This is a genomic window from Veillonella sp. 6_1_27 (genome assembly GCF_000163735.1).
Taxonomy (GTDB): domain Bacteria; phylum Bacillota; class Negativicutes; order Veillonellales; family Veillonellaceae; genus Veillonella; species Veillonella parvula_A.
The window spans coordinates 404,586-420,530 of record NZ_GG770217.1 but is presented as its reverse complement, the minus strand read 5'-3'; the positions used below and the strand labels follow the sequence as shown (position 1 = coordinate 420,530).

The window sequence follows — 15,945 nt, the reverse complement described above, 5'->3', positions numbered from 1 at the left end:
TAGAATATTCACCTGTTCAGACCGAGGTGAGAGACGGAACATAGAGAGAATGAAAAATTATATTGTAATTTGGATGATTTTTTAATTTAGTGAGGGTGTAAGATGAGAGAAATGAAACATTCCAAAAAATTAGCGTTTGCTGTATTGGCTGCTGTCACTGCTGTTGGTGCGAATGTTAATCCGGTAGACGCTGCTTCTGTTGTAATGGACAACACTAATGTTGTTACAGGTGCTAATAATGCAGTTGCCTATGGTAGCGGTAATACGGTAAAAGAATCTGATGCAAACTTCCGTGATCGTGATTATGAAAATGAGCCAGATGATGCTACAAAGAAAACTGGTGACTGGAAAAGTAATTCTGTTGCTATTGGTGTTAACAATACGGCAGCAGGCACCTCTGCATTAGCAATGGGGAATTCTTCCAAAGCGTTGATGAATGAATCTATTGCTATTGGTCATTCTGCTGAAGCACAACGTACATGGTCTACCGCTATTGGTACTCGTGCAAAGGCTTCCGAAGTTCGCTCACAAGCTATTGGTTATGAAGCACTAGCGTCTGGCTATAAATCTAATGCGATTGGTTCTAGCGCACAAGCAACCAATAATCATTCTGTTGCTATGGGTTCCTCTGCTCTTGCATCTGGTGATCATGCTCAAGCATTTGGCGCTGGTGCACAGGCAACTAACGTGCGTTCTAATGCGTTTGGTTCTGATGCAAGTGCTACAGCTGACTATGCTATGGCGATTGGTGATCATGCAAATGCAACACATTTAAACTCTATCGCTTTAGGTACAGGTTCCACTACAAGCGAAGCTACAGCACAAAGTAGTGCAACAATCGCTGGTCATACGTTCGGTGGCTTTGCTGGCGTAGGTTCTGCTGCTAATGGTTCCGTGTCTGTAGGTAAAGCTGGTGCTGAGCGTCAAATTAAAAATGTTGCGGCTGGGGAAATCTCCGCTACTTCTACAGATGCTGTAAACGGTAGCCAATTATATTCCGTAGCTAATGACTTACAAACACAAATCAACAATTCCACACCTGGCCAAATCAATAACAATATTAAGAACTTGACTAGTCGTGTTGGTACTGTTGAAAGACGCGTTAATAAAGTAGGTGCAGGTTCTGCTGCATTGGCTGCATTGCATCCATTGGACTTCAACCCAGATGACAAATGGACAATTGCTGCTGGTTATGGTCACTACCATAATGCTAACTCCGCTGCATTGGGCGCATTCTACCGACCTAACGAAGATACAATGTTCTCCGTTGGTGGCACTGTAGGTACTGGCGAAACTCAATTGAACGCAGGTGTATCCATCCGTCTTGGTAAACGTTCCCCTGAATCCCGTTCCCGCGTAGCTATGGGGCGTGAAATTGCTGAATTGAACGCACGTCTTCAAGATATGGAAAACAAATATAATAACTTGTTACAAATCTTGACTCCACATGCAATTGATCCAAGCAAAACTGCTGAATTCCCAGACGTTCCTCGCAACCACTGGGCTTACCAATATATTAGCCAATTGGCTGGTAATGGTATCCTTGTTGGCTACCCTGATGGCACATTCAAAGGCGATGTTAAGATGACTCGTTACGAATTCGCTACCATGTTGTACCGTGCACTTCAAAATGGTGCTCCTATTGACGAAAACATGAAACGTGCATTGAATGAATTCGGTCCTGAATTACAAAATATTCGTCTTAACCACTTCCGTGTTGACCGTATTTCTGGTGATGATAACGATCGTCATAAAACTGAACGTGTTCGCGTTAATAACGAACCTAAAAACGAACGTGACGTATACGGTTCCCGTATTTACAATAATCAATAGGGTTAATTTTTCTAGAGTTTGTAAAAGCTCAAAACAGGATGTATCTTTGATACATCCTGTTTTTTTGTCTAAATCTTTTTGTGGTATTGTGCTTATTTTATAGGAATTCGTCAATTATGGTTAGACGGAATGAAATCGTTGACTGATATCTAAATTGTATTCTGCTTATTTTTATACGAACTTGCTATTTGTTGAGATTTGAGGTTTTAATTTATCTGGCACATAGTATGGTTGAGGGTTGATCTATATATTACATTATTGCATATAAGATTTCCTTTATAGATATTATGATTTCATATAATATTTATGTAAATATATTGCAAATAAATACATATAGGTGTATAATTACTTTCACAAAGTGAATTAATATACATAGTTTGTGAATAAAGATATAGATATGAGGGAAAGACCATGAAAGAATTTAGACAATTAACAGTAGCAGACACAGCAGAATATCATAAGGTATTAATCGACGGTTATGCAGCTATAAAAGACTATCCTATTAGCTTCGACGCTATTGATTTTACGGAAGAGGAATCTAAGGAATGGATTGAAAATTATCCTGTATACGGCTTGTATATTGATGGGCAATTAGTTAGTTCTATTACGTTTTGTATGCCTTGGGTGAAATACTCAACGCCGGATAAATATCCGCATATTGCTCATTTTGTAACGGCACCAGCTTTCAAAGGCAAAGGATATGCACGGGAAGTCTTGGGCTATGCAGAGGAGCTTTTAAAAGAACAGTTTAAAACACATATTGTTACATTAGGAACGGCTAAGGAGCATCCGTGGTTGCCTAAAATGTATGAATCCTTTGGGTTTACGGCGTATGATAAGGTTCATTTTAGAGGAAAACAGCATACAACTATATTATTTAAGAAAGAATTAAATTAATTAAGAAAGCGTTATATTAATTACGTAAATTACCTTGTACTCTATTTGAGTGTTTTATGCTCTGATCGCAGATCAGGGACATTCACTAAATTTAGATACAAGGTATTTTTTTTTGTAAGATTATGACTATTCAGTATATAATATATACATATAACGTATCTTTATGGTTATATGTGTTATGGATGATTTGTAGAAAGGATGTGTCCATATGTTGATTTTGTCTGGTATTTTAGTGATGGTCATCGGTCTGATGCTGCGCTTTAATGCCTTGTTAGTTGTCGTAGCCGCAGGCTTTGTAACGGGCCTGGCAGGTGGTCTCAGTATTAACGATATCGTTGGTGCTATTGGAGAGGCCTTTGTTAAAAATCGTTATATGTCATTATTTATTTTGATTTTACCTGTTATCGGTCTTATGGAACGTCACGGCTTGCGTGAACGGGCAGAAATTTTGATTGGCAAGATCAACGCTGCTACGGCAGGTCGTATCTTTATGATTTACTTATTTGTGCGTCAAGTAACTGTAGCCTTTGGCATTAACATGTCCGGTATGGTTGCTATGGTTCGTCCATTGATTGCTCCTATGAGTGAAGCTGCGGTAGCTCAAGGCCGTCCAGTATCTCAACGTACGCTTGATAAGGTGCGCGGTGTGGCTGCTTCTGCAGATAATATAGGTAACTTCTTCGGTCAAAACTTATTCCTTGCTGCTGGTGGGTTATTACTCATCAAAGGCGTTATGGAACAATTAGGTTATTCTGTAGAGTTAACAGATATGGTATTGTACGGATTGCCAACTGCTGTTTGTGCCTATATCGTTAACTTTATTCGCTTTATTATCTTTGATAAAACAATTCAAGCCTCTGTAGCTCGTGACGAAGCGGATATGAAAGCTGGTAAATTAGTACCTAATGAGTTAAATATTCTTGTTACACCAGAAGAATTGAAGAAGGAGGCTGAATAATATGTTAGAAATATTCTATAAAATGCAGCCCTTAGATTATGTATATCTTCTCGTAGGGATTATTCTATTTATCTTTGCTATTCAATCATTTCTAGATAAAGAACATAAATATCGCATTGGTACAGGCTTATTTTGGCTCTTATATAGCGTATCCTTTATCTTTGGTTCTTATCTCTCCAAGGAAATTAATGGTTGGCTTGTCATTGCTATGGCGGCTATTGTATTAGTAAAACAACTCGGCAAAGGCCATTACTTTGAATCTCCTATTGAATTTAAAAAAGGCGAAGCGGTTCGCATTGGTAATGTTATCTTCGTACCAGCGTTACTTGTTGGTATTATTACATTCTTCATTGGTTTCTTTACTAAGTTAGGCGCTCTTGTTGGTCTAGGTATTGCCGCAATCATAGCTATGTGTGCTGCTCTTTTTATTACAAAGGGCGAACTTAACCAAGGTTTCCATGAAGGCCGTCGACTTATCGATGCTATCAGTTGGACTGCTATTTTGTCCCAGTTATTAGCGGCTCTTGGGTATCTATTTAATTTGGCTGGCGTTGGTAAACTTATCTCCAGTGCAGTCGCAAGTGTAGTACCAGCAGATAATGTATTCCTCGTTGTTGTGGCTTACTGCATCGGTATGGTTATCTTCACAATGATCATGGGTAACGCATTTGCCGCATTTGCGATGATTACAAGTGCCATCGGTATCCCAATGCTCGTTGTAGCTCATGGTGCGAACCCTGCGGCTGTTGGTGCTATAGCAATGCTTGCAGGCTATTGCGGTACTTTGATGACACCTATGGCTGCCAACTTTAACATCGTACCGGTAGCGCTCCTTGAAATGCGCGACCAATACGGTGTTATTAAAGCACAACTTCCAATTGCATTAATCATGCTCGTATTGAATATTCTATTAATGTATTACTTTATTTAACCCTTTTCTGTGAAAGCACGATATGCTTATGAAACTATATGATATATCTTCTAAGGTTATATATCATGTTTAATTGTTCTAATGCACCATAAGATATCGTTATGAGGTAGTGTGATGAAAACAATTTTAATTACCGGCTTTGATCCATTCGGCGGTGAACCTATTAATCCGGCTTGGGAAGCGGTCAAAACAATGGATGGTTATACCGATGGTGATTACAAGGTAGTGACACAAATGGTTCCTACTATTCGTTATAAATCTGTTGATACTGTAAAAGCAGCGGCTGAAGCGTGCCAACCAGATTTCATTCTATGTGTAGGTCAAGCAGGTGGTCGCCCAGATATTACAGTGGAACGCGTTGCTATTAACTGTGACGATTTTCGCATTCCAGATAATGGGGGCAACCAACCGGAAGATGAGCCTGTTGTAGCCGATGGCCCTAGTGCCTATTTTGCGACATTGCCCGTAAAAAATATCGTCAATGCGTTACATCAAAACGGTATTCCTGCTAAGGTCTCCAATACAGCGGGAACCTTCGTATGCAATCACTTGATGTATGGTGTATGTCACTATGCCGCGCAAAAGGGCAATATTCAGGCGGGCTTTATGCACATCCCATACTTGCCATCCCAAGTGGTGGATAAACCAAATCAACCAAGCATGGCTGTTGAAACTGTACGTGCCACATTGGAAACCATCGTTCATGTATTAGCTCATGGTGAAAGTTACAAGGCACAAGATATTAACTATACAACACCGCACGAATAAAAATCTTACCAATATTAGTGTTTATTTAATACACATAATCTAAATAAAGCTCGAGTTATATCTAGAAACGATATAACTCGAGCTTTTTGTTTGTAATAGACATTATAAATTTTAAATACCCACTATTGACATAGGTTTTTAAATAATATAATATAGGTTTATATTCATATTGAGTTAGTAGGAATAGTTGAGGGATATCACAAAAGCTTTCACCATAAAAAGTGGAATAAAGCTAATGGGGATGACCTTTATAAGGAGTATAGAATGAGTGAACACGTAGATGTAAGTAAAATCAAGGATCCTACCATTGCGGCGGCTCGAAAAGAAGTTGAGTTTCAACGCGCTATGAATCCTTGTCCTATCGATTTTTCTGAGTTTCAATCTAGTAACCCTCGTTCTCAAGGGGAGCAGAAGGAGTATGAAGGTAAAGATGCATCGAATTTTAACCGTCGTCAAAAATATTCTGATAGTGAAGAGCCTCAATTCACAACACCTTTTGGCAGTGAACCAGGGTTTCTACCTGTAGAAAAGGACCGTTACCGCCTTGTATGGTCTAAGCATTGCCCTTGGGCTCACCGTATTGCTATTGCCATTGATTTGCTTGGCCTAGATAAGGTAATCTCCAAAGGCACGGTTGATCCATTGCGTCCAGCAGGCGTTATTGCAGACTGGTTCTTTACCCTTGATAAGGATGAAAAGGACCCTGTATTGGGCATTCACTCCTTAGGTGAAGCGTACCGCAAAGGTGATCCTAACTACGATGCACGCTCCACAGTACCAGCTATCGTAGATGTTACGACTGGTGCGGTAGTCAACAACGACTACCATGCATTGACTACAGAATTGGCAGTGGGTTTTAAAGATTTTGTGTCCCCTGATACACCAGATATTTATCCTGAGGAATTGCGTGCCGACATCGATGCATTGAATGTTATCATCTACGCTGACTTCAACTTGGCTGTAAACTTGGCAGCTCTTGTAACAAACCAAAAAGATTACGAATATTACTATGATCGTATCTTTGCTCGCTTAGATTGGCTCGAAGAACGCCTTAGCAAGCAACGTTACTTGATGGGGGATACCATTACAGACCCTGATATCCGTATTTTCCCAACATTAGCGCGCTTTGATCTCGTGTTCTACCAAAAATATTTGGTGAATAAAAAACGCCTCGTAGACTATCCAAATCTTTGGAACTATGCGAAAGATTTGTACTCCAATCCTGCATTCGGTGGCACAACAGACTTCGACTCCATGCGTAAACGCTTCTACTATGTAGACCATACGCCATTTGAAGACCTACCACGCCTCGTTCCAAAAGGTCCAGACGACTCCATTTGGTTAGAACCAAATGACCGTGCTGAAAAATTTGGTAAATAATAGATTGTTATAGATAACTGAAAGGGAGACCCATGGATTCAGTAACACAGACGATTGTGAACTACATAGAACAAACGGATGTGACGAACCGTGAGGACCTCCTGTCAGTGGCTCGTATTGCCTTGCTAGACTATCTGGCATCCTTAGTGCCAGCTGAGTCGGAATGTGCTGTTCAAGATTTAGCTCGATTTATAGGGGGTAAGCCCTCTATAGGCTCGGATAGTGGCCGTCATATGAACTCCACTGTTTTGAGTGGCAAGGTTATATCAGAGGGAAATACTGGCTTAGCAATAGAGAATGTATCTAAAGCTGATAAGGCTTTGTATTATGGCTTTGCCTCGCATTATCTAGATTTTGATGATGCCCAGGCAAATCTGGCAGGTCATTTTAGTACTGTTTTATATTCTGCTTTACTGGCAGTGATCAAGCCGACGGATACATGGCACGAATTCTTTCGAGCCTATATCATCGGTGCCGAGCTAGAGGGTATTATTGGTTCCCTTATCAATCCTGCCCATCGGACCCAAGGATGGCATTCTACGGGGACCGTTGGTGTGATTGGGGCGGCGGCCGCTATAGGCGCTTTGCGAGGCCTTCATGGTGAAAGCTTGGCTCAGCTCCTGTCTTTGGCTGCTACTCAATCGGCGGGCATGTTCTTTCAAAGTGGTACAGATGGTAAGCCGCTCCATGCGGGACTGGCAGCACGCAATGGTGTGTGGGCTTACGAACTGTTGCAATATACATCACTTCAAACAAGTACAAAACCGTTTGACCCTGAACGGGGTTGGTTTAAAACAATCGGTAATATTACCGTTACATCAAATGACATCGCTATCCGTTGGTTAGCACCAGGGCAACTTATTGATCCTGGTTTGTGGATGAAAGTCCACCCTTATTGCTCGGCAGCCATTTGTGGCGCTGAAGCAGCTGAAACCGTGGCACATAGACTATATACATCTTCTTCGTATGTGTCTAAACATAACTACCTTTCACCAGATGCAGAGGAACAAGATCAATGTAGACTATGTGCCACCCCCGATTTCTCCTTTTGGGAGGATATAGATCGAGTTACTGTTCACTTCCCGCCTGGTGCTGATGCGGCGTTGCGTTATACAACACCAAGTACAGGTCGAGAAGGGCAGTTTTCCATAGAGTACATCGTGTATCAAGTCCTAGCCTATGGGGCTGTACAGGATGAGTTATTCAAGATAGATACCATAGACCAAGAAGTACGAGACTGTATGTCGCGAATAGAGCGTGTTTATGACTTACCGAAGGTATCCCAAAGTGAACGGATTACAAAGGTAACCGTTACACTGAAAAATGGGGATACTTTCACAGAAACGGTGAACAATCCGAAAGGATCGCCAAAGAATCCTCTTGCTATGGAAGATATACGCATTAAACTAGGTCTCACCTTAGAGACAAAACAAATAGATAGAGTTATTGAGGCTTTTACCAATACAGATAAGGTGGAGCCGTTCCTGCAAACATTGCGAAAAGAAGGAGTTTTACATGTTTAATACAAAGAAATTAACGAAATTGTTTGCTATCGGCGCATTGGCACTAGGTGTGCTCGTTGTAGCTGGTTGCGGTGATGATACATCAAAAGAAACAAAGGTGAACCCAGATGCTAAAGTGATTAACGTAGCTACCCGTGGTACAGTTCGTCCGTATTCCTATACGGATGATAACGGCAACCTTACAGGTTTTGACGTAGAGTTGTTGAAAGAAATTGAACGTCGTAATCCAGACCTTCATTTCAACTTCAAGCCTATGGCCGTTGATGCTGCCTTCGTAGCGATGGATGCCGGCCAAGTTGACATGATCGCGAACCAAATGCGCCGTAATCCGACTCGTGAAGCAAAATACTACTACACGAATGAGGTTAATAACTATTCTACACGTAAATTAGTGGTGAAAAACGACCGCAATGACATTTCTAAATTAGATGATTTGAAAGGCAAAAAAATCGCTGTTACTACATCTTCTGAGTTTAATGAATTAGTAAAACAATTCAACGAAACAGCGAATCCGCAAATTGAAGTGATCTATACAGATAAAGCGGGTGCCGAAACATTGAACCTTGTTGCTACAGGTCGTGCCGATGCAGCCGGTGAATATGAATATGTAATTAACTCTGCTATTAAGGACCGTGGCTTGCCACTCAAAGCAGTAGGCGATGTATTGGCAGTAGTACCAACATATTTCTTGTCTAAACGGACAGATGATATGAAACAAGTAAACGAAAAAATCGATAAAACGATGAAAGAAATGCGTGCTGATGGTACGTTGAAAAAACTTTCTGAACAATATCTTGGTGGGGATTACACATTCGATCCAACACAAAAATAACGAATAGGCCGCCTTGGCGGCCTTATTCTATTATGTATAGAAACGAGGTGCTACTGTGGGCAAGTATTTTGATGTGTCCTACATGATCCAAGCGTTTCCACAGCTCTTGAATTATGTTCACGTAACGGTGCTCATCACCGTTATTTCTGCCATCTTAGGTGTTATTTTGGGCTCTATCATAGCCATCATTCGCCTCAAGAAGGTACCAGTATTAAACCAATTATTTATTGTATTTATCTCCTTTATGCGGGGTACGCCGTTCTTGGTACAACTATTTCTCATTTACTTTGGGGTGCCAGAAATCATGTCCCATATGGGGTTTAACATGAGAAATGTGCCGGGCCTCGTATTTGTATACGCCGTGTTTACATTGCATATTGCAGGGTATAGTGCAGAAATCATGCGCTCCAGTATTGATGCGGTTGCGCCTGGTGAGAAGGAAGCCGCTAAAAGCCTTGGTATGACCGAGTTCCAAAGCTATGTGCGCATCATCTTGCCGCAGGCTTTCACCATGAGTATTCCACCGTTGACGAACCTAGTTATCGGCATGTTGAAAGGGACGGCCCTCATCTTTAACGTCGGCGTTGTCGATATGATGCGTAAGGCGGACCTCATGGGTGGCAATAGCCAGCGCTATCTTGAGTTATTCGTAGACGCAGCCATTATTTATGGCATTTTAATTATCATCGTGTCCCTCTTGGGACGATTACTTGAAAGACGTTTTACTGTTGCAGGCAAGGAAACGCAACGCATTTTGATCAGTGAGGAGTAGGGGATTATGGGACATATAATTGATTCAACCTATATTTATGGCACCTTCTTTGCGGTCATTCCTTATGTGAAAGTAACCCTCATGATTACCTTCCTCAGCGTTGGGTTAGGTACAATCCTAGGGCTATTAAGTTGCGTGCTACAACAAAATAAAGTACCTGTGCTCAGTCAGCTCAGCTACTTGTACGTATTATTGTGCCGTAGTATTCCGAACATGGTTCTCTTATACCTCGTGTACTACGGCTTGCCAATTCTATTCCTCGCACTAGAGGATCAAACGGGTGTGCATGTGCCATTTGAAAAGGTGCCAGCTACCTTCGTAGCCGTTGTAGGTTTGACGTTGCATACAGGGGCGTATTTGAGTGAAATCTTCCGAGCTGCGTTGCAATCTGTACCGAAAGGCCAAATGGAAGCGGCTCAAGCTATCGGTATGACGTGGTTCCAAGCGTTCCGTCGCATCGTATTGCCACAAGCGACAGTCTTTGCGTTGCCACTATTTACTAACCAATTCCTTAACACCATGAAGAGTACCAGTATCGTATTCGTCATCACTGTTATTGAATTGTTTGGCGCTGCGAAGTTATATACAGAGGAAAATTCACAGTATTTTGAGGCCTACATCGTGGTGGCCGGTCTATTCTGGGTGATGGGGATTGTCTTTGAATTTATCTTCCATCGTTTAGAAGTCTATGCAAGCAAGTATAAACGAGGTAATGCATTATGATAGATATTAAACAAGTTCACAAATCCTTCGGGAACCGTGAAATATTAAAGGGCATCGACCTACATGTGCCAACAGGGTCTGTAACGGTTATCCTTGGCCCATCTGGCAGCGGTAAGACGACCTTCCTTAGAACATTGAACTTCCTTGAAAAGGCCGATGCAGGGACGATGCAATTAAATGCTATTTCTGTAGACTTACATAAAGCGTCTAACAAGGAAATTTTAAACGTACGCCGCAATACATCCATGGTGTTCCAGTCTTATAACTTATTCTCCAATAAGACTGTTATTGAAAATATCATGGAAGGCCTTGTAACGGTTAAGAAAATGAAAAAATCTGAAGCCCGTGAAATTGCCCAACGTTTCCTCAAGGAAGTAGGCATGGAAGGCTATGACGATTACTATCCTGTACAACTTTCCGGTGGTCAACAACAACGTATCGGCATTGCTCGTGCCCTTGCGATGGACCCAGAGGTTATCCTCTTTGACGAACCTACATCAGCCCTTGACCCAGAGCTAGTAGGGGAAGTATTGGCTGTTATCCGCAAAATCGCTAAAGAGCTAGAGGTAACCATGATTATCGTAACGCACGAAATTGGCTTTGCAAAAGAAGTAGCAGACCAAGTGGTATTCATGGAGGGTGGCGTCATCGTAGAACAAGGTGATCCTAAGGTTGTCCTCGAACATCCTAAAGAAGAACGAACACGTAAATTCTTGAGTCGTTACCTTACACTAGATAGTGAACTGCCTCTCGATAGCGCAGCATTATAAATGGTACAGCAGTACTGCGTTAAACATAGTATAGTGCTATAAATAATACAGAACGCTAATAATGCGTGCTATCTTAGTAGTATAGAAATTAATGGCAACCTAATACCTTTAGAATTAGGTCGCTTTAAACGAGGTACATAATGAAAGAATTTAGACAATTAACCGTAGATGATGAGGCTGAGTACCACGAGGTGTTGATTGCGGGATATGCAGAGAATAAGAACTATCCTATATCTTTTGATGCTATCAACTTTAGCCAAGAAGAGTCTCGCGCGTGGATCTTAAAATATCCTGTATACGGCCTCTACGTAGATGGCTCCTTGGTGTGTTCTATTTCATTCCGCATGCCTTGGATTCCAAAGGCTACACCTGATGTATATCCGCACATTGCACACTTTGTAACGGCCCCTGAACACAAGGGGAAGGGCTATGCTCGAGAAGTTCTCGCCGAAGCAGAAGACTTATTGCGTAATGTATATAAGACACCGGCTGTAACCCTCGGTACTGCCGCAGAACACCCGTGGCTGGCGAAAATGTACGAAAGCTTTGGCTTTAAAGAATATAAGCGAGTACAACTGCCTGGGAAAGTACATACGACCATATTCTTTAAGAAAACACTGTAATAAGAACTCTAATTTTAAAGTCCTACCATACAAATAGCGACTAGTTAAGATAATCAACTAGTCGCTATTTTATTTTTACATATAGTTACGTTATAATAAATGAAATTGTTTTTGTCTGTGGAGTGTGAATAGTATGTATGAAATCGTAAATGAACCAAGTTTAACAATAGCTTTTGATATGGATGTAGAGTTATCTGAATTTGGTGTGTTTGGCGTATATATTAAACGAGGCTATAATATCTGTTCTGGCTATATTGATCCTAGCGATTGGTCCGGAATTCGTAAAGGCTATCAAGAATTAGTCGATTTGTATGAGAAGTGTAAAGGCAAAGCAACCTTTACCCATGTATTAACTGGAGAAGGGGATACCTTAACATTCTCGTTAGATCAAAAGGGTGCATTGGCGATAGATGTTACTATCTGTACTACTTATAATTACAAATGTAATATGACAATTGAAAGTTTAGATCAAACATATTTGCCAAAGTTTATTGAGTTTTTCAAAGAATTTTTGGAACGAGAGCCAAAATAAAAAGAGTCGCATCAAAGGATGCGACTCTTTTTTGTACCCAGTTTCTATTTACAATTATTTTGTAACAACTTTAAGATCTACAGGGATTTTAGCTTCTACAGCTTCGCCTTTGATAACTTTTTGAGCTGTATCAATAGCGATTTTACCCATTTGGTCCGGTTGTTGCGCAATTGTTGCAGCCAATGTGCCGTCTTTAACAGCTTTGTCTGCATCAGCAGTACCGTCAAAGCCTACGATGAAGATTGTTTTGCCTGCGGATTTAGCTGCTTGGATAGCGCCTAATGCCATTTCGTCGTTATGAGCGAAGATAGCTTGTACATCAGGGTTAGCTTGCAAAATGTTTGTTGCTACGTTTAAACCTTTTGTACGGTCGAAGTCAGCACTTTGTTTTGCTACTACTGTTAAGTCTTTGTCAGCTACGTTGTGGAAACCTTGGCCGCGTTCACGTGTGGCGGAAGCACCAGGGATACCTTCGATTTCTGCAACTTTTGCAGCTTTGCCTACTTTTTCAGCGATAAGTTGAGCGGCCATTTCGCCGCCTTTTACGTTATCGGAAGCGATGTGAGCTACTACTTTGCCTTTATCAGCAGAGCGGTCAACAGTGATTACAGGAATGTTTTTAGCATTTGCTGCTTCTACGGAAGTAGAGATAGCTGCAGAGTCTACAGGGTTGATGATCAATACAGAAACGCCGCTTTCAAGTAAGTCGGAAATATCGTTTGCTTGTTTTGCAGGGTCATTTTGAGCATCAACGATTTTAACTTTAAGACCAAGCGCTTTAGCTTGAGCCTCAACGCCTTCCTTCATAGTTACGAAGAATGGGTTGTTCAATGTGGAAACAGAGAAGCCGATGGTGCCGGATTTTTTGTCGCCGCCGTTATCAGCGCTTTTACCACAGCCTGATACAAGACCGATAACCATGATAGCCATCGCCAACAGTAACAATAGTTTTTTCATAGGAACCTCCTAGGCTTTCTTGCGATCTGCAAGAACCGCCAATAAAATGACAATACCTTTTACGACTTGTTGATAGAAACTGGAAACGTCGAGAATATTTAACCCGTTGTTGAGGGTACCGATAATTAGGGCACCAATTAATGTGCCAACGATATGACCACGACCACCAGCTAGGCTTGTGCCGCCAAGAACTACCGCCGCGATAGCGTCCAGTTCGTAGCCTGCACCTGCTGTAGGTTGTGCAGAGTTAAGACGAGATGTGATGATTGCACCGGCGATACCACAGAGCATACCCGTTAAGGCATACACGAAGATTTTAACACGGTCAATCTTAATACCAGCAATGTAACTAACCTTTTCACTACCACCTACGGCGTATGTTTTACGACCCAAGGAGGTGCGGCTCAATACGAACCAGAGAATGATGAAAGCTAGGAACATAGTGATAGCTGGAACTGGAAGGCCTGCGATGTCCCCTTGGCCAAAGCCGTGGAATAGAGGATCTTGTGTAAGGCCGGAGATTGGGTTACCGTCTGTGAATACTAGCGTTGCACCACGGTAGATGGTCATGGTTGCCAAGGTAGCAATAAATGGAGCTACGCGGCCATAGGTGATAACGAGACCGTTAATACCGCCCAATACGAGGCCTGCACCTGCGGCTAATACGATAGCCAATACAGGGTCAGTACCAGTTACGATGAGGTTGGCCATCACTGCACTAGAGAGGGCAAGGATGGAACCAACGGATAAGTCGATACCGCCAGTTAAGATGACGAATGTCATACCAAAGGCGATGATTGCATTGATGGATACTTGGCGTAACAAGTTACGCAAGTTAGAAAATTCAAGGAAACTGTCGTTCATGACAGAGATAATTACGAATAATAGGATGAGGCCGATGAGGGGGCCTAATTTTTTTACATATTGTAGAGCTTTGCTGTCCATTATTGTCCTCCTGTGGCTAATGTCATAATCGATTCTGGTGTTGCATCGCTGCGGTCCAAGATGCCTGCTACGCGGCCTTCATGAATGACCATAACGCGGTCGCTCATGCCCAGCACTTCAGGTAACTCAGAGGACACCATGATAATGGACACACCATCGTTCGTTAATTCGTTCATTAAATCATAAATATCACGCTTGGCGCCGATATCGATACCGCGTGTCGGTTCGTCCATGATGATAATGGATGGCTTTTTACCAACCCATTTCGCGATAACCACCTTTTGTTGGTTACCACCGGATAGAGACGATGCCGGTTCGTGAATAGATTGTGTTTTAACGCCCAGTTTTTTAGACAATTCGTCAGCAAAGGAATTGAGCTTGCCACTATCTAGTACATGAGATGGGCAAATGTCACCAAGATTCGGCAATGTAATATTGGAACCGATGGAGAAATCGAGGATCAAGCCTTCGCTCTTTCTATTTTCTGTGATGAAAGCAATGCCGGCTTTGATGGCATCTTCTGGTTTTTTACAGTTTAGAACGGAGCCGTTAACTGTTACAGTACCGCCTTTGTGTTTATCTACACCAAAAATGGCACGCATAATTTCTGTACGGCCAGCGCCCATGAGGCCTGCTACGCCGAGAATTTCCCCTTTGCGCAAGGAGAAGGAAATGTCGTTGTCAAAACCTTCTGGTTTAAGGTTGTCGATGCTCATTACTACTTCGCCTGGTGTTGTGGTACGAGCAGGGTAGAACTCGTCGATAGAACGACCTACCATGTGACGTACTACTTCATCTACAGAAATTTCTGCAGTTGGTTTTGTAATAATAGTGTGACCATCACGCATAACCGTTATGGTGTCACATTCGCTAAATACCTCTTCCATGCGGTGAGAGATATATACGATAGCAACACCACGGGCTTTCATTTTGCGCATCATGTTAAACAATGTCGCTGTTTCACGCTCTGTAAGGGCTGCAGTTGGTTCGTCCATGATGACAACCTTTGCATCTAACATCAAGATGCGAAGAATTTCCGTCATTTGTTGGTGACCAACGGAGCAAAGGCCTGCCTCAGTCGTGAGCGGCAATTCGATGCCTAGTTCTCGGCATGTATTTTCTGCTTCAGCGAGCATCGCCTTTTTATCGAGCATACCGAATTTATTGCGCTTCGGTCTCATTAAATACAGATTTTCTAACAATGTTAGATTAGGCCAAATGTTGAGCTCTTGGTGGATGAAGGCCACACCGTTTAGCTCTGCCTCCCGCGGATTTTGAAAGGTACGCTCTACGCCGTCGATGGTGATGGTACCGGCATCCGCCTTATGAATACCAGTGAGGATGTTCATGAGGGTGGACTTGCCGGCGCCGTTTTCGCCCATCAAGGCGTGAACCTCGCCCTCCTTGAGGGTAATACTTACATCGCGCAGCACTTGGTTTGTGCCAAATGCTTTCGCAATGCCTGACATAACAATTTCCATAACTACTCCTATATGATTGG

The 15,945-nt window shown here is 42.1% G+C and carries 16 protein-coding genes; 13 read left to right on the top strand and 3 right to left on the bottom strand.

The genetic code is table 11. From position 1 onward, the window contains the following. Positions 1–102 precede the first annotated feature (102 nt). The 13 genes from HMPREF0874_RS08920 (at position 103) to HMPREF0874_RS08860 (ending at position 12,542) form a co-directional block, all read left to right on the top strand. Positions 103–1,833 (top strand): S-layer homology domain-containing protein, encoded by a 1,731-nt coding sequence (locus tag HMPREF0874_RS08920; protein ID WP_039965419.1) that lies wholly within the window; start codon positions 103–105, stop codon positions 1,831–1,833. Between the two features lie 411 nt (positions 1,834–2,244). Further along, positions 2,245–2,730 carry a GNAT family N-acetyltransferase gene (locus HMPREF0874_RS08915; protein ID WP_004694271.1) on the top strand — a complete coding sequence of 162 codons (486 nt, stop codon included), beginning with the start codon at positions 2,245–2,247 and terminating at the stop codon, positions 2,728–2,730. Positions 2,731–2,938: 208 nt separating this feature from the next. After that, positions 2,939–3,688 carry a DUF969 domain-containing protein gene (locus HMPREF0874_RS08910; protein WP_004694268.1) on the top strand — a complete coding sequence of 250 codons (750 nt, stop codon included), beginning with the start codon at positions 2,939–2,941 and terminating at the stop codon, positions 3,686–3,688. Position 3,689: 1 nt separating this feature from the next. Beyond that, entirely contained in the window at positions 3,690–4,619 is a 930-nt protein-coding gene (locus tag HMPREF0874_RS08905) for a DUF979 domain-containing protein (protein ID WP_004697680.1), read from the top strand. A 114-nt stretch (positions 4,620–4,733) separates the two neighbouring features. Continuing rightward, a complete protein-coding gene (gene pcp / locus HMPREF0874_RS08900) occupies positions 4,734–5,387 on the top strand; it encodes a pyroglutamyl-peptidase I (protein ID WP_008603280.1) in 654 nt (217 codons plus the stop codon). Positions 5,388–5,651: 264 nt separating this feature from the next. Then, positions 5,652–6,767: a glutathione S-transferase C-terminal domain-containing protein gene (locus HMPREF0874_RS08895; protein ID WP_004694260.1), complete on the top strand. Its 1,116-nt coding sequence runs from the start codon at positions 5,652–5,654 to the stop codon at positions 6,765–6,767. 32 nt (positions 6,768–6,799) lie between these two features. Further along, on the top strand, positions 6,800–8,290 hold the full coding sequence (locus HMPREF0874_RS08890; protein WP_039965417.1) for an MmgE/PrpD family protein: 1,491 nt from the start codon (positions 6,800–6,802) through the stop codon (positions 8,288–8,290). Next, on the top strand, positions 8,283–9,122 hold the full coding sequence (locus HMPREF0874_RS08885) for a transporter substrate-binding domain-containing protein (protein ID WP_008603275.1): 840 nt from the start codon (positions 8,283–8,285) through the stop codon (positions 9,120–9,122). Before HMPREF0874_RS08890 ends, HMPREF0874_RS08885 begins: the two co-directional genes overlap by 8 nt. 55 nt (positions 9,123–9,177) lie before the next feature. Continuing rightward, positions 9,178–9,894, top strand: a complete 717-nt coding sequence (locus HMPREF0874_RS08880; RefSeq protein ID WP_008603264.1) for an amino acid ABC transporter permease — start codon at positions 9,178–9,180, stop codon at positions 9,892–9,894. 6 nt (positions 9,895–9,900) lie between these two features. Continuing rightward, positions 9,901–10,617 carry an amino acid ABC transporter permease gene (locus tag HMPREF0874_RS08875; RefSeq protein ID WP_008603263.1) on the top strand — a complete coding sequence of 239 codons (717 nt, stop codon included), beginning with the start codon at positions 9,901–9,903 and terminating at the stop codon, positions 10,615–10,617. Continuing rightward, on the top strand, positions 10,614–11,387 hold the full coding sequence (locus HMPREF0874_RS08870; RefSeq protein WP_008603262.1) for an amino acid ABC transporter ATP-binding protein: 774 nt from the start codon (positions 10,614–10,616) through the stop codon (positions 11,385–11,387). Before HMPREF0874_RS08875 ends, HMPREF0874_RS08870 begins: the two co-directional genes overlap by 4 nt. Positions 11,388–11,527: 140 nt before the next feature. After that, the gene (locus HMPREF0874_RS08865; protein ID WP_008603261.1) at positions 11,528–12,010 is read left to right on the top strand and encodes a GNAT family N-acetyltransferase; all 483 of its coding nucleotides are present in this window, start codon (positions 11,528–11,530) and stop codon (positions 12,008–12,010) included. Positions 12,011–12,143: 133 nt separating this feature from the next. After that, a complete protein-coding gene (locus tag HMPREF0874_RS08860; RefSeq protein ID WP_039965416.1) occupies positions 12,144–12,542 on the top strand; it encodes a hypothetical protein in 399 nt (132 codons plus the stop codon). Positions 12,543–12,596: 54 nt separating this feature from the next. Here HMPREF0874_RS08860 and rbsB read toward each other — a convergent pair whose 3' ends face one another. The 3 genes from rbsB to HMPREF0874_RS08845 are packed head-to-tail and all read right to left on the bottom strand — an operon-like array spanning position 12,597 to position 15,925. Further along, positions 12,597–13,499 (bottom strand): ribose ABC transporter substrate-binding protein RbsB, encoded by a 903-nt coding sequence (rbsB, locus tag HMPREF0874_RS08855; protein WP_008603259.1) that lies wholly within the window; start codon positions 13,497–13,499, stop codon positions 12,597–12,599. Between the two features lie 9 nt (positions 13,500–13,508). Beyond that, positions 13,509–14,444 (bottom strand): ABC transporter permease, encoded by a 936-nt coding sequence (locus HMPREF0874_RS08850; protein WP_004694241.1) that lies wholly within the window; start codon positions 14,442–14,444, stop codon positions 13,509–13,511. Continuing rightward, positions 14,444–15,925 carry a sugar ABC transporter ATP-binding protein gene (locus HMPREF0874_RS08845; RefSeq protein WP_008603258.1) on the bottom strand — a complete coding sequence of 494 codons (1,482 nt, stop codon included), beginning with the start codon at positions 15,923–15,925 and terminating at the stop codon, positions 14,444–14,446. Before HMPREF0874_RS08845 ends, HMPREF0874_RS08850 begins: the two co-directional genes overlap by 1 nt. Positions 15,926–15,945: the final 20 nt, after the last annotated feature.